Origin of the sequence: uncultured Plantibacter sp. (genome assembly GCF_963518075.1) — a bacterium.
Classification (GTDB): Bacteria; Actinomycetota; Actinomycetes; order Actinomycetales; family Microbacteriaceae; genus Plantibacter; species Plantibacter flavus_A.
The window spans coordinates 436,883-457,738 of record NZ_CAUQHZ010000001.1 but is presented as its reverse complement, the minus strand read 5'-3'; the positions used below and the strand labels follow the sequence as shown (position 1 = coordinate 457,738).

Here is a 20,856-nt window from a genome sequence, read left to right as displayed (position 1 = left end):
GCAATCTCCTTTGATAGCGGGGTCTGCTCCTCGCGTCGCTGAAGCGTTTCAGTGGTGCTGGACCACGACGGTTCCGGGCGGAAGCGGGATCAGTCTCGCAGACGGTCGTCGATCTGGCAAGCGATTGCCAGAAGGACATGGCAATCGGTTGACAGGCGGGGTTCTCCCGGTTTCAATGGAGGCGTGCCAACGACGCTGCAGAACGATCCAGACCGCCTCCTCCCCGCCGACCCGGGGACCCGCGACGTCGCCAGGGCGCTCTACCGCTCGGTCGAGGCCCTGCCGATCGTCTCGCCGCACGGACACGTGGATCCGGTGATCCTCGTCGAGGACACCCCGTTCGCGAACGCCACCGAGCTGTTCCTCCGGCACGACCACTACGTCACCCGCCTGCTGCACGCCGCCGGGTTCTCCCTCTCGGACGTCGGCGTGCCCGACCTCGCGGAGGGTGGTGCCGTCGCCGCGCCGCGGGACGCCTGGCGACGCTTCTGCGAGCACTGGCACCTGTACGCCGGCACCGCCTCCGGGTACTGGCTGAGCTCGATCCTCGGTGAGCAGTTCGGCGTCACCGAGCAGCCGGACGAAGCGAACGCCGACCGGCTCTTCGACACGATCCAGGAGGCGCTCGAAGCGCCGGCGTTCCGTCCGCGTGCGCTGTTCGAACGCTTCCGTATCGAGGTGCTCGCGACCACCGACGACCCGATGGACGACCTCGCCGCACATGCCGCCCTCGCGGCGGACCCCGCCTTCAGCGGGCGCGTCCTGCCGACCTTCCGGCCCGACGCGTACCTCGATCCGACGAAGGCCGGGTGGGTGGAGCGGGTCGCGGCACTCGCCGCCTGGAACGGGACACCGGAGTCCAGCTACCGCGGGTATCTCGAGGCGCTCGTCGGGCGCCGTAGCCACTTCATCGAGCACGGGGCGGTGTCGGCCGACCACGGTGTCCCGCAGCCGCTCACGATCGAACTCGAGGAGGCGGACGCCGCGACGCTGTTCGACCGCGCGCTGTCGGGGACCGCCGACGCCGCGGACCTCGAGCGGTTCGCTGCGCACATGCTGTTCGAGAGCGCCCGGATGAGCGTCGAGGACGGCCTCGTCATGACCGTGCACCCCGGTGTCCACCGCAATCATCACTCGCCGACGCTCGCCCGCTTCGGGCCGGACACCGGCCACGACCTCCCGGTCCGCACCGACTACGTCCGTCCCCTGCGTCCGCTGCTGGAGCGGTTCGGCACGGCTCCGGGGTTCCACCTCGTCCTCTTCAGTGTCGACGAGACGAGCTACTCGCGGGAGATCGCACCGCTCGCCGGGTTCTACCCGAGTGTCTTCGTCGGCGCACCGTGGTGGTTCCTCGACGCGCCCGACGCCGTCCTGCGCTTCCGGTCCGCCGTGACGGAGACGGCCGGGTTCTCACGCGGATCGGGGTTCATCGACGACACGCGGGCGTTCCTCTCGATCCCCGCCCGACACGACATGTCCAGGCGCCTCGACGCGTCGTTCCTCGCGCGACTCGTGCGGGAGGGGCGCATCGACGAGGCGACGGCCGAACGCATCATCCTCGACCTCGTCGTCGACCAGCCGCGACGGGTGTTCAAACTGTGAGCACCGTGACGACCGCGGACAGTGCTGCCGGAGCCCAGGGGGAGCAGGCGGTCCCGCGTCTGTCCCGCGCGCGGCTGCCCGAGTTCCCGTCGGCACCGGTCCGGATCGTCCACCTCGGACTCGGCGCCTTCCACCGTGCCCATCAGGCCTGGTACACCCAGCTCGCCGACCCCGATCACCAGTGGGGCATCGCCGCCTTCACCGGCCGGAGTCCGCAGGCCGCAGTCGACCTGGACGCTCAGGACTGCCTCTACACGGTCGTCGAGCGCTCGGCGGACGGCGACTCGGCGACGATCGTCGGTTCGATCGTCGAGGCGCGGGACGGTGGCGACGTCGCACGGCTCCACGACCTCCTCGCCGCCGAAACCACCGCCATCGTCACGCTCACGGTCACCGAGTCCGGGTACCGGCTCGATGCCGAGGGGAGGCCGGACACGTCGGATCCGGCGGTCGAGCACGACGTCGCCCTGCTGTCCGAGGCCTTCGTCGAGCCGGCGGACCTCCGCGACGCCCGACCGACGACGACGCTCGGCAGACTGCTCCTCGGCCTCGAAGCCCGTCGTCGTGCCGGGGCCGGTCCGATCGCGATCCTGCCGTGCGACAACATCGCCGACGGCGGTGCGCTCGTCCGTCGCGCGATGCTCGCCCTTGCTGACCGGGTCCACCCGGAGACCGCTCGGTGGATCACCGATGAGGTCTCGTTCGTCTCGTCCTCGGTCGATCGCATCACGCCGCGTCCCACGGCCGCCGACGAAGCGACGGCCGCGACGCTCACCGGATTCGCCGACGCCGCTCCCGTCGTCACCGAGCCCTTCACCGACTGGGTGCTGAGCGGCGACTTCCCCGCCGGGCGGCCGGCGTGGGAGTCCGCGGGCGCCCGGTTCGTCGACGACCTCGAACCTTACGAGCAACGCAAACTGCGGCTGCTCAACGGCGCCCACAGCCTCCTCGCCTACGCGGGCCCGCTGCGCGGTCATGCGACGGTCGCCGAGGCGGTCGGCGACGAGCAGTGCCGGGCCTGGGTCGACGAGTACTGGGACGAGACGGAGCGCCACCTGCCGGACGACCTCGGGCTGACGGCGTATCGCACCGCGCTCCTGGAGCGCTTCGACAACGCGCGCATCGAGCACCGGCTGCAGCAGATCGCCCTCGAGGGGGTCACCAAGCTGCGGGTGCGGATCGTGTCGACCCTCCTCGCGGAACGGGCCGCCGGTCGGCCGGGAACCGGGTCCCTGCGCGTGATCGCCGCGTGGGTCGCGGCCGTCCAGGGCGACGACCGGCCGGGTGACGCGAGCGGTGCCGCCGTCGCCGAGGTGCTCAGGTTCCAGGGTCGGGAGCGGACCGCGGCGCTCGTGCGCCTGATCGATCCCCGCCTCCTCGACTCGGAGCCGGATGGCGGTTCCACGCTCGTCACCGAGCTGGAGCACCTGGTCGACGAGCTGACCGGACGCCCACGGAACCCCTGACACCCACCACTGCAGCCGACCCGCAGTCCGTCGGAACCACCCCGGCCACATCGGCCGCAACGCACGAAGGAGTAGTACCCATGAACATCGACAAGGCTGAGGTCATCGTCACGAGTCCCGATCGGAACTTCGTGACGTTGAAGCTCACGACGGATGACGGTCTGACCGGCCTGGGGGACGCGACGTTGAACGGGCGCGAGTTGGCGGTGGTGGCGTATCTGTCCGAGCACGTGGTGCCGTTGCTGCTGGGGCGTGATGCGTCGCGGATCGAGGACACGTGGCAGTTCCTGTATCGGTCGGCGTATTGGCGTCGGGGTCCGGTGACGATGGCGGCGATCGCGGCGGTCGACATGGCGTTGTGGGACATCAAGGGCAAGGCCGCGGGCATGCCGGTGTATCAGTTGCTGGGCGGTGCGTCCCGGACGGGGCTGCTCGCCTACGGGCATGCGTCGGGGAAGAGCAACGAGGAGTTGTTCGACAGTGTGCGCGAGCATCAGGCGCAGGGCTACCAGGCGATCCGGATCCAGACGGCGGTGCCGGGGTTGCAGTCGATCTACGGCATCGCGTCGAACGCGACGTTCGAGGGCAACACGGGTGTCCGGTACGACCACGAGCCGGCGCAGCGTGGCGGCCTGCCGAACGAGGAGGACTGGGACACGAGGTCGTATCTGCGGCATCTGCCGACGGTGTTCGAGGCGGTGCGGAACGAGTTCGGTCCGGAGCTGCCGTTGTTGCACGACGGGCACCACCGGATGACGCCGATCCAGGCCGCGAAGCTCGGCAAGAGCCTCGAACCCTACGACCTGTTCTGGTTGGAGGACTGCACGCCGGCGGAGAATCCGGAGGCGTTGCGGCTGGTGCGGCAGCACACCACGACGCCGCTCGCGATCGGGGAGATCTTCAACACGGTGTGGGACTACCAGCAGATCATCCGCGAGCAGCTCATCGACTACGTGCGTGGTGCGGTGACGCACATGGGTGGGATCTCGCATCTGAAGAAGACGTTGGACTATGCGGCGCAGTACCAGATCAAGTCGGGCATGCACGGCCCGACGGACATCTCCCCGGTCGGCATGGCCGCCGCGATGCACCTGGGGTTGGCGATCCACAACTTCGGCATCCAGGAGTACATGAAGCACGGCGAGAAGACCGACGCCGTGTTCCAGCAGTCCTACACCTGGGAGAACGGCATGCTCCACCCGGGAGAAGCACCGGGTCTCGGTGTCGAGCTGAACGTGGACGAGGCGGGCAAGTACCCGTACCAGCGCGCCTACCTGCCCTACAACCGTCTCGCCGACGGCACCGTCCACGACTGGTGATCCCTGCGGCCAGCGCGGTGCGCTGACCCGATCGCGCGCCTGTGGCGTGAGTGCGCCCCTCCGGAGGCCCGCGCTCACGTCGCAGGGGCGCGCTCGCGAACGCCCCGGAGCCAGGTCAGCCCGCGAGGAGGGCGACGCCGATCACGACGACGGTCGCCGCGGCGATCCGGCGCACGGGTCGGCCCTCGCGGAGCACGAGTGCACCGAACAGGCTGACGAGGATGACGCTCACCTCGCGCATCGGCGCGACGAGGGCGACCGGTGCCATGGTGATGGCGACGAGCACGAGGATGTACGACATCGGCGAGAGCACCCCGAAGGCGAGGATGCGTGGCCAGTGGGCGCGCAGGACCGCCGGAAGCTCGCGCGCCCGGCGACCGAGCGAACCGGAGAACAGCACGACCTCGACCGCGGTGCAGCCGACCATGTACGCGACGGGCGAGGCGCCCCACGTGCGGACGGCGTGCGCGTCCCAGATCGTGTAGGCCGCGATCGCGACCCCGGTGAGGAGTCCGAAGGCGACTGCAGGGTCGATGCGTCGTCGCGTGGCGCGTACGTCGACGGCGACCGGTGACGGGTCGCTCCCGCGATCGACGAACCCGATCGCGACGACGCCGACGACGATCGCCGCGACACCGAGAAGCGCGAGCAGTGACGGGCGTTCACCGAGGATGAGGACGGCGATGATCACGCTGATCGTCGGGCCGGTGCCGCGCGCCGTGGCGTAGACGGTGGAGAGGCGTCCGCTGGCGTAGCCGCGCTGCAGCACGAGCATGTAGACGTAGTGCAGCACGGCGGAGATCATGACGCCGATGGCGAAGCCGGTGAGGGCGTCCGTACCGAGCCCGCCGGTGAAGGGGACGACGATCGCCCACAGCACGGTGCTCGACACGGCCCCCCACCAGAGGAAGGGCATGCCGATCCGGCTGACGCCGTGGGCGACGATGTTCCACGCCGCGTGGCAGACCGCGGCGGCGAGGACGATGGTGACGGCGAGCAGAGACACGTGGGACCCTTCCGATCCTCGCGGGCGCGACGATCAGGGTCCTCCGGGCTTTTGTCCTGTCAGATGACGGTCTTCGGCTGGCCGCCGACCGTGGCGCCGCTCGGACCAGTCGAGCTGTCGCTCCGGAACCCTAGGCGCTATCGCGCACCACGCTACCAGCCTCCGGCGAGACGTGTTCGTTCGCCCGAAGATGGGCGAACGAACGCTCGTTCGCCCGAACTCGGGCGAATGGACGTGCGTCAGTCGACGATCGCGATGGCGTCGATCTCGACGAGCATCTCCTCGCGGGGGAGGCCCGTGAAGACCGTGGTGCGGGAGGGCAGGACGCCACCCTTGACGCGCGAGCCGACGAACTCGCCGTAGGCGTCGTTCATGATCGCGAAGTCCTCACGCTTGGTGAGGTAGACGCGCAGCATCATGACGTCGTCGAAGGTCGCGCCGCCGGCCGCGAGGATGGCCTCGACGTTCTGCAGGGTGCGGGTGGTCTGCGCGGCGACGTCGCCCGGAAACAGGTACTCGTTCGTCGCGGGGTCGACGGGGCCCTGGCCGGAGACCTGGACGAAGTTGCCCTTGCGGACGCCCTGGGAGAAGGTGTGCGCGGGAGCCGGGGCGTCGGTGGTGGAGATGGCGGTGCGTTCGGTCATGGGGTGTGTCCTTCGGTTGGTGGCCCTTCGACAAGCTCAGGGACCGGGGTAGGTGATCAGGGACGGGACGGGTGGGAGGTCAGGAGGTGACGGGTGCCTCCGCGGGCGCCGGCGGCGCGTAGCCGAGTTCGGTGGAGATCGCGGTTGTGGTGGCAAGGAGCTGCGGCAGGAGGGCGCGGACGCCGCTGTGGGGGAGCACCATGGTGGGGACTGAGATCGACACCGCCGCGGTGACCCGGCCGTCGGGCCCGAAGACCGGAGCGGCCACGCAGTTCATGAAGCTCTCGTGCTCCTCGTGGTCCTCGGCCCATCCGCGTTCGGTCGAACGCTCGATCTCGGCGAGCAGGGCGTCGGCGTCGGTGATGGTCTTGTCGGTGTACCGCTCGAACACGATGCCCGTGACGACGCGTCGCCGCTCCGCCTCGTCGAGTCCGCCGAGGAGGACCTTCGCGACGCCGGTCGCGTACAGGGAGGCCGGCAGGCCGACGCGCGAGTACATGCGGAGGGGCTGACGGGACTCGACCTTGTCGATGTAGAAGACGGAGCCACCCTCGTAGGCGGCGAGGTGCACCGTCTGTCCCGTGGCCGCCCCCAGCGCCCGGATGTGCGGAGCGGCGACCCCGCGGACGTCCTGCTCGTCGAGCGCGGTCTGGGTCAGCTCGAACATCGCCCGCCCGAGGTGGTACCGGAACGACGCGTCGCGCGTGACGAAGCCGTGCTCCTCGAGCGTGTTGAGCAGGCGCAGCACCGTGGTCTTGTGCACACCGGCCGTAGCCGCGAGCGCGTCGAGGGAATTGGTGCCCGAGACGATCTCGCGGAGGAGGTCGAGCGCGCGGGACAGGGACTGGCTCATGCGTCGATCATCCCGTCTGCGCCGACGGTGGTCCACGGCAGTGGGCGCTCCGCGGTGATGCGCCACGACGCCCATTCCTCATCGGTCGCCTCGACGATGGTGCTGACACCCTGGGCGTCCGGCACGAGCTCGGGGCGGTCGCCGTGGCAGACGAGCGTCGACGCCGCGACCGCGTGGCCGAGCCGCGTGCAGGCGGTGTCGGAGCGACCCGAGGCCAGCCCGGCGAGGTAGCCGGCGGCGAACGCGTCGCCCGCACCGACGGTCTCGACGACGTCGACCGACAACGACCGCACCTCGATGCCCGCCTCGGACCCGCGGTGGAGGGTGGTCGCGGCGTTCTCCTCGTCCTTGAGCACGATGCGCTGCAGGGTCGGCAGCTCGGCGAAGAGGCGGGTGGCGTCCGTGTGGCCGAAGAACAGCTCCGCTTCGTCGACGCCGAGGAACAGGACGGACGCCTGGTCGAGCAGGCGATGCAGCGGGGCGGTCGAGCGACGCTCCCAGAGTCGCGGCCGGAAGTTGAGGTCGACGCTCAGGACGGTGTCTCGGGGGAGCGCGTCGCCCAGCTCGCCCACGAGCAGCGCGGTCGAGTCGGACAGCGCCGGGGTGATGCCGGAGGTGTGCACGATGGCCGAGGCGGTGATGGCCGCCCGGGTCGCTTCGTGCCCAAGGGTGTCGGCGCTGAGCTGCGACGCGGCGGACTCGCTGCGGTAGTAGTGCATCCGCGGCCGACGGTCGCCGTCGGCGCTCACGACCGTCTCCTTGACGTAGAGGCCGGTGGGCCGGTGGTCGTCACGCTCGACGGCGTCGGTGAGGACACCGTCGAGCCGGGCCGTCTCGAGGATGTAGTCGCCGAACCCGTCGTCGCCGAGGCGCGAGATCCAGTGGGTCGGGATGCCCAGGCGCGCGAGGCTGGAGGCGACGTTGAACTCGGCACCGCCGACGCCCGTCCGGTATTCGCGGGCTTCGGCGACCGGGAGCTGGCCCTCGGGCAGGAGGACGACCATCGCTTCGCCGATCGTGCTCACGGTGGACGGTGACGTCGTCATCACGGTTCCCCTCGCGTCTCGGCCGGGTCCGGTTGACGGCCTGTGGATGCAATGCTAGAACAGACGTAGCGCCGGATGCAATGTACGTTGCAAGATGCGCAACGCTTGACGCTCACGGTGTCGGTGGGTGCAGCGCTGGATCGCGAAACGAGGAGACCATGACGGACGACTTCGATGCCAGTGCTCTGGGCGTGCTCGACGGCAGCCTCAAGGGCTTCCCACCGGCGTCCGTCGGGACCGACGCCGCCACGTTCCTCGCCGGTCGACCGGCGCTCGCCGACTTCACCACGCCGCTCGTCACGCTCGACCGCTCGGCGGTCACCGACAACGTCGAGACCATGCGACAGTGGTGCGACCGCGCCGGGGTGGGCCTCGCGCCGCACGGCAAGACGACGATGAACCGGGCCCTGTGGCAGCGTCAGCTCGACGCGGGTGCCTGGGGCATCACCGTCGCGACCCCGTGGCAGCTCTCCGTCGCGCTCGACTGGTCGATTCCCCACATCATGCTGGCCAACGCCCTCGTACAGCCCGAACACCTGCGCGCCGTCGGACGGGCCCTCGACCGCGGCGACGCCGAGATCGTCGTGTGGGCCGACTCCGTCCGCGCCGTGCAGATCATGTCGCGCGTGCTCGCCGAGCAGCCACTGCGTCGCCCGCTCCACGTGCTCGTGGAACTCGGTGCGCCGGGTGGCCGCACCGGAGCCCGGGACCACGCCACCGCGCTCGAGATCGCCGAGGCCGTCGTCGCCTCGCCCGAGCTCGCGCTCGCCGGCGTCAGCGGCTACGAGGGGGCCCTCGCGCACCACGGCGACGACGGCTCGCTGCAGATCGTGCGTGATTACCTGACCTCCCTCGCCGAGCTGCACACCGGGCTCCTCGCCGACGGCCGCTACGACGATCGCGTCGAGACCCTCATCGTGACCGCCGGGGGCAGTGCCTACTTCGACGTGGTCGCCGAGGTCCTCGCGGAACTGCGCGACCTCGACGGTGCTCGCGGACGCGCCGTCGACGTGCTGATGCGCTCCGGCGCCTACGTGACCCACGACGACGGCTTCTACCGGGGGATCACGCCGCTGGGCCGCCACGAGGGTACTGGCGACTTCCGCTCCGCGATCCACGGCTGGGCGACGATCGTCTCCCGCCCCGAGCCCGGCCTGGCGCTCGTCGACGGCGGGAAGCGTGACTTCCCCTTCGACGAAGGGCTCCCCGAGGTGCAGGGCGTCCGCCGCGCCGGATCCGCCACCGTCGAACCGCTCCCGGGCGCGACGACCACGGCCATGAACGACCAGCACACCTTCGTCTCCCTGCCGCCCGGCAGCGACGTCGAGGTCGGTGACGTCATCCGCCTGGGCCTCTCCCACCCGTGCACCACCTTCGACAAGTGGCGTGCCCTCGTGGTCATCGACGACGTCCGTCTCGCCGAACCGAGCGCCGTCGACGCCGTCACCACCACCTTCGGCTGAGCCGAACCGAACAGGAGCCCCGCATGACGCTCGAGACCCCTCCCACCACGCCGCACGCCCTCGACGCCCTGTACGCCGACCGCGCCATCGCCGTCGTCCGCGTGCCCGTCATCCCCGACCCGGTCGAACTCTGCCGGGCGCTCGCCGCGGGCGGGATCCGCAGTGTGGAGTTCACCTTCACGACGCCGGGCGTCGAAGCCCTGATCCGTGCCGCGGCCGACGCGATCGGCGACCACGGGGCCGTGATCGGCGCGGGGACGGTCGTGGACCGCGACACCGCACAGCGCGCCATCGACAGCGGAGCGCAGTTCCTGGTCACGCCCGGGCTGAGCGAGGAGGTGGCCGAGGTCGCCACCGCCGCCGGCATCCCGTTCCTGCTCGGTGCGATGACGCCGAGCGAGGTCATGCGCGCCGCGTCCCTCGGTTCCCACGCGGTGAAGATCTTCCCGGCCGCCGCCATGGGGTCCGGCTTCCTCAAAGACCTCAAGGGTCCGTTCCCGGGTCTCCGGCTCGTGCCGTCGGGCGGACTGCACGCCGGCAACGCCCGCGAGTACATCCAGGCCGGCGCAGCCGCCGTGACCGCGGGTTCGAGTGTGGTCGGTGCGGCCGACGTCGCCGCGGCCGATTGGGCCGGCGTCACCGAGCGTGCGACCGCCTTCACCGCGGCGGCCCTCCTGCCGTGACGTCGCGACCGACGGACGGAGCGCGCGCGGTGGTCATCCGCGGCGCTCGCATCGTCGACGGCACCGGCGGACCGAGCGTGCATGGGTCGCTCCGCATCGACGGGGGCCGCATCGTCGCGATCGGGGCGTCCGCCGAGGCCGACGCACCTGCTGACGCCCTGATCATCGACGCCGACGGTCTCGTCGCATCGCCCGGCTTCATCGACATGCACGCACACTCCGACCTCGCGGTCCTCCGCGACCACGAGCACCTCGCCAAGGTCTCGCAGGGCGTCACCACGGAGGTCCTCGGACAGGACGGGCTCTCCTACGCCCCGACGGACGACCGCACGATGTCGATCGTCCGGCAGCAGATCGCCGGTTGGAACGGGCAACCCGACGACGTCGACTTCGCCTGGCGGACCGTCGGCGAGTACCTCGACCGGGTCGACCGCGGGACCGCGCTGAACGTCGCCTACCTGGTGCCGCAGGGCTCCGTCCGGATGCTCGTGGTCGGTACCGAGAACCGGGCTGCGACCGCCGACGAGATCGCTCGGATGCAGGAGCTCGTCGCCGCCGGCATGCGGGAGGGCGCGGTCGGGATGTCCTCCGGCCTCACCTACGTGCCCGGCATGTTCGCCGACACCGAGGAACTCGTCGCGCTGTGCCGAACCGTCGCGGAGCACGGCGGCTTCTACGCACCGCACCAGCGCTCGTACGGCAAGGGTGCACTCGAGGCATACGCGGAGATGATCGACATCAGTCGTCGTTCCGGCTGCGCACTGCACCTCACGCACGCGACGATGAACTTCGGCGTCAACGCCGGCCGGGCCGCCGAACTTGTGGCCCTCATCGACGCCGCCATCGCGGACGGCGTCGACATCACGCTCGACACCTATCCGTACCTGCCGGGTTCGACGACCCTGTCGGCGTTGCTGCCGAGCTGGGCGGCGGTCGGCGGGCCGGACGCGACGATCGAGCGTCTGGGCGACGAGGAGGTCCGGGCGCGGATCCGATACGAGCTCGAGGTGCTCGGCACCGACGGCTGTCACGGTGTCGTCACCGACTGGGCCACGATCGAGATCTCCGGCGTCGCGAACCCCGAGCTCGCCGGCTTCGTCGGGCGGACCGTCGCCGACATCGCCGCCGAGGATGCGGGACACGCATGGTCGGGCGACCCGACGGCCCTGTTCTTCGCGCTGCTCGAAGCCGACCGGCTCGCGACCGGCATCCTCCAGCACGTCGGCGACGAGGCCAACGTGCGCACGATGATGGTGCACCCGGCCCACACGGGCGGGAGCGACGGGATCCTGATCGGCGCGAAGCCACACCCGCGTGCCTGGGGCACCTTCCCGCGCTACCTTGGCCACTACGTCCGCGAAGAGGGGGTGCTCGGGCTGGAAGACGCCGTCGCCCACCTCACCTCGCGGCCGGCTGCGCGCCTCGGCCTCAGCGACCGCGGCGTGCTCCGCGTCGGAGCCGTGGCCGACCTCGTCCTGTTCGACCTCACGACCATCGCCGACCGCGCGACGTTCGCCGAGCCCCGGCAGCAGGCCGCCGGCATCCCGTGGGTGTTCGTGAACGGTGCCGCCGTCATCGCCGACGGTCGGCGCACCGACGCCGTCCCCGGCCGCTCGATCCGCCGCCCGGCCTGACCGCTTCCCCAGCCTCCCAACGATCCAGAAGGTCTCCCATGCCCATCAACGCCCTCGCGCGCAGCGTCGCGGCCGCCGCTCCAGCACCGAGCGACCCCATCGGCTGGTTGCAGCAGACCACGCCCGGCCTGCTCATCCTGTGTGCCGTCGCCATCGCGGTGCTGCTGTTCCTCATCATCCGGGTGAAGCTCGAACCGTTCATCTCGCTCTTCATCGTCGGCATCGGCCTTGCTCTCGCGACCGGGACGAGCATCTACCAGATCGTCGGCGTGGCCGTGCCGGATCCCTTCGACGACGAGCAGATCAAGCCGGGGGCGTCGCTCCTCGAGACCGGCTTCGGTGGGATCCTCGGGCACATCACGATCATCATCGGTCTCGGCACCGTGCTCGGCGCGATCCTGGAGCGCTCCGGTGGTGCTGACGTCCTCATCCGGAAGCTGCTCGGTCGCTTCGGGGAACGCGGTGCTCCGATCGCGATGGGGCTCACCGGTCTCATCTTCGGTATCCCCGTGTTCTTCGACGTCGGCATCTTCGTCCTCGCGCCCCTCGTCTACATCACCGCGCGTCGCGGCGGGAAGTCGCTCGTGCTCTACGCGCTCCCGATGCTCGCCGGCCTCTCGATGACGCACGCGTTCCTCCCGCCGCACCCGGGCCCGACGGCGCTCGCCGGTACCTTCGAGGTCGGGCTCGGCTGGCTCATCCTCATGGGCTTCCTCTGCGGCATCCCCGCCTTCATCGCGTCGGGCATCGCCTGGCCGCTCTGGATCGGGAAGCGCGTCATGGTCTCGGTTCCCGAGGAGTACGTCCTGGAGCCCGAGGACGACGCCCCCGAGCGCAAGGACGTCTCGCTCTGGAGCGTCGGTCTCATCATCATCACGCCGATCCTGCTGATCCTCGCCGCCACCTTCGGCGCCCTCGCCCTGCCGAACGGACCCGTCCTCGAAGCGTTGACGCTCATCGGCAACCCGGCGGTCGCGCTCACGATCGCCGTCTGCCTCGCGTACTACGTGCTCGGGGTGCGGCGCGGCATGACGCTCGCCGAACTGGGCGAGCTCTCCGGCCAGTCGCTCCGACCGATCGGCATGATCCTGCTCGTCGTCGGTGCGGGTGCGTTCTTCGGCGCCGTCATCTCGGCGACGGGGGTGGGCGCGGCGTTGGCCGAGGTGCTCGGTTCGCTCGGCCTGCCGATCATCGTGTCCGCGTACCTCATCAGTTCCGGCCTCCGCATCGCGCAGGGCTCGGCGACCGCGGCCATCGTGATCACGGCGGGGATCCTGCAGCCGGTCGTGCTCGCGGGTGACTACTCGCAGCCGCAGCTGGCGCTCATCGGCATCGCGATCGCCGCGGGTTCGATCACGCTCTCGCACGTCAACGACGGCGGGTTCTGGATCATCGCGAAGTACTTCAACATGTCGGTGAAGCAGACGCTCGCGACCTGGACCGTGCTCGAGACGATCCTCTCGGTCGTCGGCTTCGGGATGGTCGCCCTCATCTGGCTGTTCGTCTAGCCCGAGTCGTGACCGTCGGTCCAGTGCCTTTCTCAGGAGAGTCCGGGCGTGTCGGTGCCGGGTGAAGCCGGCGCGCCGGAGGACTCCTGAGAAAGGTCGCTGAGCGGTAGGTGGTGCCTTTCTCAGGAGTGTCCGGGCGTGTCGATGCCTGGTGAAGCCGGCGCGCCGGAGGACTTCTGAGAAAGGGACTCAGTCGACGTCAGAAGAGGCGGGAGTCGCTGTCGTCGAGGCCGCGCATCGCGTCGTAGTCGAGGACGACGCAGCGGATGCCGCGGTCCTGGGCGAGGGTGCGCGCCTGCGGCTTGATCTCCTGTGCGGCGAACACGCCCTGCACGGGAGCGAGGAGCGGGTCGCGGTTCATGAGTTCGAGGTAGCGGGTGAGCTGCTCGACGCCGTCGATGTCGCCGCGGCGCTTCAGTTCGACCGCGACGGACGCCCCGGTCGCGTCGGTGGCGAGGATGTCGACCGGGCCGATCGCGGTCATGTACTCGCGGCGGATGAGTCGGTAGCCGTCGCCGAGGAGCTCGATCTGCTCGGCGAGGAGCTTCTGCAGGTGTGCTTCGACGCCGTCCTTCTGGAGGCCCGGATCAAGGCCGAGTTCGTGCGCGCTGTCGTGGTGGACCTCGTGGATCGACACGATGAGGGCGTCGCCGGTCTTCTTGTGCGTGACCTTCCACAGCTCGGTGATCCCGGCCGCGGCCTGCGTCTCGTCGGGCTCGACCGTCGTGAGCACGCAGGGCGGGCTCATCCAGTTCAGCGGCTTGTAGGAGCCGCCGTCGGAGTGGACGAGCAGGCTGCCGTCGTTCTTCACCATGAGGAGCCGTTTGGCGAGCGGCAAGTGAGCCGACAACCGTCCGGCATAGTCGACCGAGCACTCCGCAATCACCAAACGCACGACGACGAGCCTACCGCGACACCGCAGCACGTCCATTCGCCCATGTTCGGGCGACGGAACCCCGAATCGCCCGAATATGGGCGAACGAACGGGCTCAGCGCTTGCGGCGGCTGCTCTCGCGGGCGGCCGGAGAGGCAAGGCCGGCGAACACGATGAGCACGAGCACGACGAACAGGGCGTTCAGGAGACCGATGGCGTCGCCGAGGATGCCGATGAGCGGCGGACCGACGAGGAACGCGCAGTAGCCGATCATCGCGACGGCACTCACCCGTGCCGCGGCGCGCTTGGAGTCGTCGGCCGCGGCTGACATGCCCACCGGGAACCCGAGCGAGGCGCCGAGTCCCCAGAGCACGGTGCCGAGGATCATCAGTCCGGTCACCGGCGTCAGGATGAACAGGACGAGCCCGGCGATCGCGGCTCCAGCCGACACCCGGAGCACCGGCACCCGTCCGAACCGGTCGATGAGGGGCCCGCCGACGATGCGACCGACGGTCATCGCGGTGACGAAGACCCCGTAGACGAGCGCGCCGGTCGTGTTGCTCTGCCCGTGGCCGTCGACGACGGCCAATGCGAGCCAGTCGTTGGCACTGCCCTCGGCGAACGCCATACCGAGGATGATGACGCCGATGAGGATGAGCCGGCCGTCCGCCCAGACCGAGAGGCTCTCGCGGAGACGCTCCTGCCACGGCGTCTTCGGTGCGTCGTCGGCCTCGGCGGCCACGTCCTGCTGGACCGGGACGAAGCGTACGGCGACGACGGTCGCGACGGTGATGGCGACCGCCATGATGAGCGCGTGCCAGAACACCTCGAGGCCGATCGCCGAGGCCAGAGCGCCGAGCCCCGCTCCGGCGACCGTGCCGAAGCTGAAGCACGCGTGCATCAGCGGCATCACCGTCTTGCCGAGTTCCTGTTCGGCTGCGGCTCCCTCGACGTTCATCATCACGTCGAGGGCTCCGTTTCCGAAGCCGAAGACGATGAGCCCGACCAGCACGATCCCAGCGAGCGGTACGAGGCTCGCGCCGACGCCGATGAGGAGCAGTCCGGTCGCGACGAGCCCGAGCACCAGCTGCATGCCTCGCCGCGGTCCGAGTCGCGCGAGGAGGTGCTGGGAGGCGACGAGGCCGACGACCGATCCGATCGACATCCCGAGGATGAGCAGCCCGACGGTGCCGGTGGTGAGTCCGAGGTTGTCGCGGATGGCGGGGATGCGGGCCACCCACGTCGCGATGCTGAGGCCGCTGAGGGCGAAGACCACGAAGATCGCGTTCCGCCAGGCGAGCAGTTCGCGGCGTGGTCGCAGGGCGACGGGGGCGGTGTGCGGGTTGGTCGGCTCTGACACGTGGTCCTCGGGTTCGGTGCTGGTGCGCCTGGGCGCCGTGTGGAACGGGTGGTGAAGCCCGTGGCTCGGGAGGCTATCGAATCGATTCGATTCCGTCGACTAAGCTAGCAGACCGTGGACCAGGAAACACGCCCCTCGCGACCGACGCTCGCCGATGTCGCCGAGCGCGCGGGGGTGTCGCCGTCGACCGCCTCGCTCGCGTTCAGCGGCGCCGGACCCGTGTCCGAAGCGACCAAGCAGCGCGTGCTGCAGGCTGCCGCCGACCTCGACTACGCCGGACCCGACCCCCGGGCCCGCTCCCTCCGTCAGGGACGCAGCGGCATCGTGGGAGCCGTCGTCGCCGGCCGGATCGGGCACTCCTTCCGCGACCCCGTGATGGTCCAGACCCTCGACGGACTCGCCGACGAGCTCGGTGCGGTCGGCGCGGGACTCCTCCTGCTGAACGACGCGCAGGAGGGCACCCTGCAGTTGAGCAACGCGCCGATGGACGGCGTCGTCCTCATCGGCTGCAGCCCCAACCTCGACAGCTCGGTCGCGATCCTCAGTCGACGGGGGATGCCGATCGTGTCGATCGAGGGCCTCGCAGCCCTCGGCGTGCCCGACATCGCCGTCGACAACCGCGGCGGCGTGCGTGCGGAGGCCCAGCACCTCGCCGACCTCGGCCACGAGCGCGTCGCCGTCGTCACCCTCAACCTCGATCCGACCGAACGCCGCGGCCCGCTCACGCCCGAGTGGGAGCGGTCCGCCACGACGGTCCCGGCGATCGAGCGCCTGCAGGGCCTCCGCGACGTCTTCCCCGACGCGCAGGGGTTCGTCACCACGGGGTCATCGCTCGAAGAGGGACGCGTCGCAGGACACTCGATCCTCGACGTGCCCGCGGATGAACGCCCGACGGCGATCGCCGCGCAGAGCGACCTCCTGGCCGCCGGTGTCATCCGGGCAGCCGAGGAGCTCGGCATCTCCGTCCCCGCGGAGCTCAGCGTGGTCGGGTTCGACGGCATCCGGGTCGAGGGGCTCGACTACGACCTCACGACGGTGTGGCAGCCCTCCCGCGAGAAGGGTTCGGCCGCGGGCCGTGCGATCATCGCCATGCTCGACGGCCGCGATCCGGAGTGCGAGCAGTTCAGCGTCCGGTTCCACCGCGGAGCGACGACGGCACGGGTCCCCGCTCCACAGCGCTGAGGCCTCGCCGGGGTTTCGACAGATCCTGCCGTGCGGCGGACCCGCCCCGTAGGGTGGAGGCGACGCTCGAAGGAGACCCATGACCGACCAGCCCATCGCCACCGCAGCACTCGTCCAGCAGGAGGCGGCGGCGCTCGCCGCGTCTCTCGCCCCGGTCTACAAGGATCTCCACGCCAATCCGGAGCTCTCCTTCGCGGAGCACCGGACCGCCGCCCTCGTCGCGGATCGCATCACCGGCCTCGGGTACGGGGTCGCGACGGGGATCGGCGGCACCGGCGTCGTCGGCGTCCTGGAGAACGGCGAAGGTCCGACGGTCCTGCTGCGGGCCGACATGGACGGCCTGCCCGTCCTGGAGGAGACGGGCCTCGATTACGCGAGCGTCGCACGCGGGGTCGACCCGGAGGGTAACGACGTCGCGGTCATGCACGCCTGCGGCCACGACGTCCACGTCACCTGCCTGCTGGGCGCCGCCGAACTGCTCGCCGCACGGCGCGACACCTGGTCCGGGACGCTCGTCGTCCTGTTCCAGCCGGCCGAGGAGGCCGGTGGCGGTGCGCAGGCGATGGTCGACGACGACCTCTACGCACGCGTCCCGAAGCCCGACATCGTGTTCGGCCAGCACGTCGGTCCGCTGCCGGCCGGTGTCGTCGGCACGCACGGCGGGCCGTCGTTCGCCGCGACCGACGCCTACCGCGTCACCTTCCACGGCCGCGGCGGGCATGGATCCCGCCCGCAGTCGACGATCGACCCGATCGTGATGGCGGCGTCGGCGGTCGTCCGCCTGCAGAGCATCGTGTCCCGCGAGGTCGCCGGGACCGACACCGCGGTGCTCACCGTCGGCACCATGCACGCCGGCACCAAGAACAACATCATCCCCGACACGGCACAGATCGGCGTGAACATCCGCAGCTACGAGCCGCACGTGCGTGACCGCGTCGTCGGCTCCATGGAGCGCATCATCCGGGCCGAGGCCGCGGCGTCGGGCGCCGAGCGGGAACCGGTGATCGAACACACCGAGGCCTTCCCGGTGCTCGTGAACGATCCCGCGGCGACCGGTGCGGTGACGGCGGTGTTCGCCGACGCGTTCGGCGCCAACCGCGTCGTCGACCCCGGTCTGGTCACGGGCAGCGAGGACGTCGGCATGCTGGCGACGGCCGCAGACGCGCCAATCGTCTACTGGATCCTCGGCGGCGCCGACCCGCAGGCCTTCGCCGCAGCCTACGCGTCGGGGCGCATGGAGCAAGACCTCCCGGGCAATCACTCCTCGAAGTTCGCCCCGCTCATCCACCCGACGCTCGACACCGGCATCGCCGCCCTCTCGCTCGCCGCCCTGTCGCGGCTCTCCGGAACGGTGGCGACCGCGTGATCGTCGTGACGACGGACACCGTCGCCGGTCACCGCATCGACGCCGTCCTCGGCGAGGTCATCGGCCTCACGGTGCGCGCTCGCGACTGGGGCTCCTCCATGTCGATCGGCTTCTCCGCGCTCGGCGGCGGAGAAGTCCCGGGGATGACCGCGCTGCTGTTCGAGTCCCGTCAGGAGGTCATGCGGCGCTTGGTCGCCGACGCCGAACAGCGCGGCGCCAACGCGGTCCTCGCCATGCGCCTCGAGACCACCGACATCGGCGGGGCGTGGACGCAGCTGACGGCGTACGGCACCGCGGCTTATCTCGTCCCGATCCCCGCGGGCGAACCCGGAGCGACCGGCCAGTCCGCCTACGCGGCGGCACAACCCGACGCCCCGAAGCCCCGGGGTCAGGTCTAGTCCGACGATCGGTCGCGAACGACGGGTGCGAATCGATCGCACCCGCCGCTCGCGAAATCGGTGGTTGATGGCTGTGGTGTCCGCGCGCTAGCGTGGCTGCACTGCGGCGACAGGGGGTCACCGCAAGGAGGATCGGGGGATCTGATGCGCAGACGAATGGCGAGGTTCCTGGCCGCGGTAGGCCTCGGCGCGGCACTGGTGGTGGGTGGTGCAACGACGCCGGCGAGCGCCGCGCCGCAGGTCTGGTACCAGATCACCGGGTCGGTGAAGGCCGACTGCTCGGCCATGTCCGCCAAGTACCGGGGCCTCGGAGCTCGCATTTACACGGGATGCCACCAGCGTTCCTACGACAAGCAGTGGGCGTTCTCCTACTACTGGCCGAGCTGAGCCGCGGAGCCGGAGGCCTTCGTCGGTCGGCCTTGCAGCGCGAGCTGGTCGAGGTCGAAGTCGTCCGACCCGCCCCGTGGCTCGCGCCGGTGCGGTGCGGCTCAGAGTAGGCGGAGCTCCTGGGCACGGGTGACGGCCCGGGTGCGGTCGGCCACCTCGAGCTTCTCGAAGACGTGCAGCAGGTGCGTCTTCACCGTCGACTCCGAGATGAAGAGCGCTGCCGCGATCGCGCGGTTGCTGTTTCCGGCGGCGACGAGCGCGAGGACCTCGAGCTCGCGAGCGCTGAGCTGCGGGCGGGTCGGTGCCCCACCCTGCATGCGGCCGACGAGCGTCGCCGCGATCGTGGGTGCGAGCACCGTCTGACCGGCGACCACTGAACGGATGCCGGCCAGGATCTCCTGCTCGGGCGCCGCCTTCAACAGGTAGCCGCCGGCTCCGGCCTCGATCGCGCCGAGGATGTCGTCGTCGGTCTCGTAGGTCGTGAGGACGAGCACCCGGACGCCTGGCACGCGCTGCACGATGCGAGCTGTCGCCTCCGCGCCGCCGAGGACCGGCATGCGCAGGTCCATGAGCACGAGGTCCGGCCGGTGCTCCTCAGCCGCCGCGACCGCCGCCGCGCCGTCCGCCACCTCGGCCACGACCTCGAGGTCGTCCGCGCGCCCGAGCAGTGCGACGATGCCCGATCGCACGATGGGGTGGTCGTCCGCGACGACGATCCTGATCCGTGTCATCGTGTGTCCTGTCTGGTCCCTGAGCTTGTCGAAATCCCGGTCGCTGAGCTCGTCGAAGGGCCCGCTTCGATCGTCACCGGCACTCGCACCCGAACCGTCGTCCCCGCTCCGGCGGCACTCGTGAGTTCCACCGTCCCACCGAGCAGCGTCACCCGGTCGTGCATGCCGTGCAGCCCGAAGCCCGCGCCCGGGCTGGTCCCGAGGAGCGCGCCGTCCGGGTCCGCGATCCCGACGCCGTCGTCGGTGATCCGCAGTTCGGCCCAGCCGTCGTGGACGCTGAGCACCAGCTCGACGCGGTTGGCGGCGGCGTGCTTCCGGATGTTCGCGAGCCCCTCCTGGGCGCTCCGGAGCAGCACGACCTCGGGTGCCCGCTCGAACCGTTCGGACGGGGCGTCGATGTCGACGGCCACGCCGGTCTCGCGGGCGAACCGCTCGCCCAAGCGTCGGAGGCTGTCGCCGAGGGTCGTGTCGGCAGCGGGCATCGCCGCCGTCGTGGCCACGAGGGACCTCGCCTCGCGGAGGGCGTCGCGCGCTGTGCTCTCGATGAGGTCGATGCTGTCGAGGGCGGCGACCGGGCGACCGTCCAGCGGGGAGGCGTCCGGCGTGCCTGCGACGGTCGCGCCGACCTCGGAGCGGGCCTGTTGAGCGAGCAGCACCACGCTCGTGAGGCTCTGCGCGATCGTGTCGTGGATGTCGCGCGCCATGCGTTCCCGTTCGGCGGCCGCTCCGGCTTCCCGGCTCGCCAGTTCCGTTTCGGCCTGGGCCGCCTGCAGAGTGACCAGGAGTCGTGCCTTCTCGTCGCCGAGCTCGGCGATCCGGGTGATCCAGAGACCGAGGGACAGCGCGAAGACGAGTGAGACGCTCTGGATCGCGAGCCCCTGCAGGATCACGTCGGGGGTGGCGCCCAGCCCGACGATGAAGCCGACGGCGAGGGTCGCGGCGCTCGCGATGTTGAGGGTGATCGCGTTCCGGGTGTTCGGTGTCAGCACCCACAGCAGCGGGAACACGAGGCACTGCAGGGTCAGGACGTTCGGGGAGAACGCCGTCCCGACGGCGGTGAGCGCGATGAGGGTGATCGCGAACCAGAGTCCGCCCTGCGGTCGCTCCAGGGTGCGTCGCCCGACCGTGTAGTACACAAGGCAGAGTGCCGCCAGCACGATCCAGACGCCGACGACCCGTTCCGATGCCCCGGCCGCGCTGACGCTCACGAGCGCGCCGACGATCACGCACCCCGCGCCGAACGCGACATCCCACCACCGTCGTCCGTCCATGTCCCAACCCTCCCATCCCTGCTCGCGAACTGTCACTTCCTGCTGGTTCCGGTGGCGTACACC

At 70.6% G+C, this 20,856-nt stretch carries 19 protein-coding genes; 11 read left to right on the top strand and 8 right to left on the bottom strand.

The window, feature by feature from the left end:
- Positions 1–183 precede the first annotated feature (183 nt).
- The 3 genes from uxaC (at position 184) to manD (ending at position 4,387) form a co-directional block, all read left to right on the top strand.
- Positions 184–1,602, top strand: coding sequence for a glucuronate isomerase (uxaC, locus tag RWN05_RS02165; protein ID WP_314138200.1), 1,419 nt, complete (start codon positions 184–186; stop codon positions 1,600–1,602).
- A 5-nt stretch (positions 1,603–1,607) separates the two neighbouring features.
- Positions 1,608–3,068, top strand: a complete 1,461-nt coding sequence (locus tag RWN05_RS02160; protein ID WP_314138199.1) for a mannitol dehydrogenase family protein — start codon at positions 1,608–1,610, stop codon at positions 3,066–3,068.
- A gap of 80 nt (positions 3,069–3,148) precedes the next feature.
- Positions 3,149–4,387 (top strand): D-mannonate dehydratase ManD, encoded by a 1,239-nt coding sequence (gene manD, locus RWN05_RS02155; protein WP_314138198.1) that lies wholly within the window; start codon positions 3,149–3,151, stop codon positions 4,385–4,387.
- A 115-nt stretch (positions 4,388–4,502) separates the two neighbouring features.
- Here manD and RWN05_RS02150 read toward each other — a convergent pair whose 3' ends face one another.
- The 4 genes from RWN05_RS02150 to RWN05_RS02135 all read right to left on the bottom strand — a co-directional run bounded on the left by RWN05_RS02150 (position 4,503) and on the right by RWN05_RS02135 (position 7,936).
- The gene (locus RWN05_RS02150) at positions 4,503–5,393 is read right to left on the bottom strand and encodes an EamA family transporter (protein ID WP_079000552.1); all 891 of its coding nucleotides are present in this window, start codon (positions 5,391–5,393) and stop codon (positions 4,503–4,505) included.
- 239 nt (positions 5,394–5,632) lie between these two features.
- Complete coding sequence (locus RWN05_RS02145) at positions 5,633–6,037, bottom strand: RidA family protein (protein WP_064293914.1); 405 nt, start codon at positions 6,035–6,037, stop codon at positions 5,633–5,635.
- Between the two features lie 79 nt (positions 6,038–6,116).
- Positions 6,117–6,890 (bottom strand): IclR family transcriptional regulator, encoded by a 774-nt coding sequence (locus RWN05_RS02140; RefSeq protein ID WP_071261505.1) that lies wholly within the window; start codon positions 6,888–6,890, stop codon positions 6,117–6,119.
- On the bottom strand, positions 6,887–7,936 hold the full coding sequence (locus tag RWN05_RS02135) for a sugar kinase (protein ID WP_314138189.1): 1,050 nt from the start codon (positions 7,934–7,936) through the stop codon (positions 6,887–6,889). Before RWN05_RS02135 ends, RWN05_RS02140 begins: the two co-directional genes overlap by 4 nt.
- A 158-nt stretch (positions 7,937–8,094) precedes the next feature.
- Here RWN05_RS02135 and RWN05_RS02130 point away from each other — a divergent pair, with 158 nt between their 5' ends.
- Genes RWN05_RS02130 through RWN05_RS02115 form a run of 4 tightly spaced genes read left to right on the top strand, consistent with a single transcriptional unit; the run spans position 8,095 to position 13,224 of the window.
- On the top strand, positions 8,095–9,399 hold the full coding sequence (locus tag RWN05_RS02130) for an amino acid deaminase (protein ID WP_314138187.1): 1,305 nt from the start codon (positions 8,095–8,097) through the stop codon (positions 9,397–9,399).
- Positions 9,400–9,422: 23 nt separating this feature from the next.
- Entirely contained in the window at positions 9,423–10,082 is a 660-nt protein-coding gene (locus tag RWN05_RS02125) for a bifunctional 4-hydroxy-2-oxoglutarate aldolase/2-dehydro-3-deoxy-phosphogluconate aldolase (RefSeq protein ID WP_079000558.1), read from the top strand.
- The gene (locus RWN05_RS02120; protein WP_314138183.1) at positions 10,079–11,716 is read left to right on the top strand and encodes a D-aminoacylase; all 1,638 of its coding nucleotides are present in this window, start codon (positions 10,079–10,081) and stop codon (positions 11,714–11,716) included. Before RWN05_RS02125 ends, RWN05_RS02120 begins: the two co-directional genes overlap by 4 nt.
- A gap of 38 nt (positions 11,717–11,754) precedes the next feature.
- On the top strand, positions 11,755–13,224 hold the full coding sequence (locus RWN05_RS02115; RefSeq protein WP_079000560.1) for a GntP family permease: 1,470 nt from the start codon (positions 11,755–11,757) through the stop codon (positions 13,222–13,224).
- 199 nt (positions 13,225–13,423) lie between these two features.
- Here RWN05_RS02115 and nucS read toward each other — a convergent pair whose 3' ends face one another.
- Positions 13,424–14,119 (bottom strand): endonuclease NucS, encoded by a 696-nt coding sequence (nucS, locus tag RWN05_RS02110; RefSeq protein ID WP_079003783.1) that lies wholly within the window; start codon positions 14,117–14,119, stop codon positions 13,424–13,426.
- Positions 14,120–14,213: 94 nt separating this feature from the next.
- A complete protein-coding gene (locus RWN05_RS02105; protein WP_314138179.1) occupies positions 14,214–15,458 on the bottom strand; it encodes an MFS transporter in 1,245 nt (414 codons plus the stop codon).
- A 114-nt stretch (positions 15,459–15,572) separates the two neighbouring features.
- Between RWN05_RS02105 and RWN05_RS02100 the strand changes: the two genes are divergently transcribed.
- The 4 genes from RWN05_RS02100 (at position 15,573) to RWN05_RS02085 (ending at position 18,791) form a co-directional block, all read left to right on the top strand.
- Positions 15,573–16,640: a LacI family DNA-binding transcriptional regulator gene (locus RWN05_RS02100; protein WP_314138177.1), complete on the top strand. Its 1,068-nt coding sequence runs from the start codon at positions 15,573–15,575 to the stop codon at positions 16,638–16,640.
- 79 nt (positions 16,641–16,719) lie between these two features.
- Positions 16,720–18,006 carry an amidohydrolase gene (locus RWN05_RS02095; RefSeq protein ID WP_314138175.1) on the top strand — a complete coding sequence of 429 codons (1,287 nt, stop codon included), beginning with the start codon at positions 16,720–16,722 and terminating at the stop codon, positions 18,004–18,006.
- Positions 18,007–18,011: 5 nt separating this feature from the next.
- Positions 18,012–18,404, top strand: coding sequence for a YbjQ family protein (locus RWN05_RS02090; protein ID WP_314138173.1), 393 nt, complete (start codon positions 18,012–18,014; stop codon positions 18,402–18,404).
- Positions 18,405–18,548: 144 nt separating this feature from the next.
- Positions 18,549–18,791: a hypothetical protein gene (locus RWN05_RS02085; RefSeq protein ID WP_314138171.1), complete on the top strand. Its 243-nt coding sequence runs from the start codon at positions 18,549–18,551 to the stop codon at positions 18,789–18,791.
- A 101-nt stretch (positions 18,792–18,892) separates the two neighbouring features.
- Here RWN05_RS02085 and RWN05_RS02080 read toward each other — a convergent pair whose 3' ends face one another.
- Together RWN05_RS02080 and RWN05_RS02075 are read right to left on the bottom strand one after the other, a co-directional pair.
- Positions 18,893–19,522: a response regulator transcription factor gene (locus RWN05_RS02080; RefSeq protein WP_071261495.1), complete on the bottom strand. Its 630-nt coding sequence runs from the start codon at positions 19,520–19,522 to the stop codon at positions 18,893–18,895.
- Complete coding sequence (locus RWN05_RS02075) at positions 19,519–20,793, bottom strand: sensor histidine kinase (protein WP_314138167.1); 1,275 nt, start codon at positions 20,791–20,793, stop codon at positions 19,519–19,521. Before RWN05_RS02075 ends, RWN05_RS02080 begins: the two co-directional genes overlap by 4 nt.
- Between the last annotated feature and the right edge of the window lie 63 nt (positions 20,794–20,856).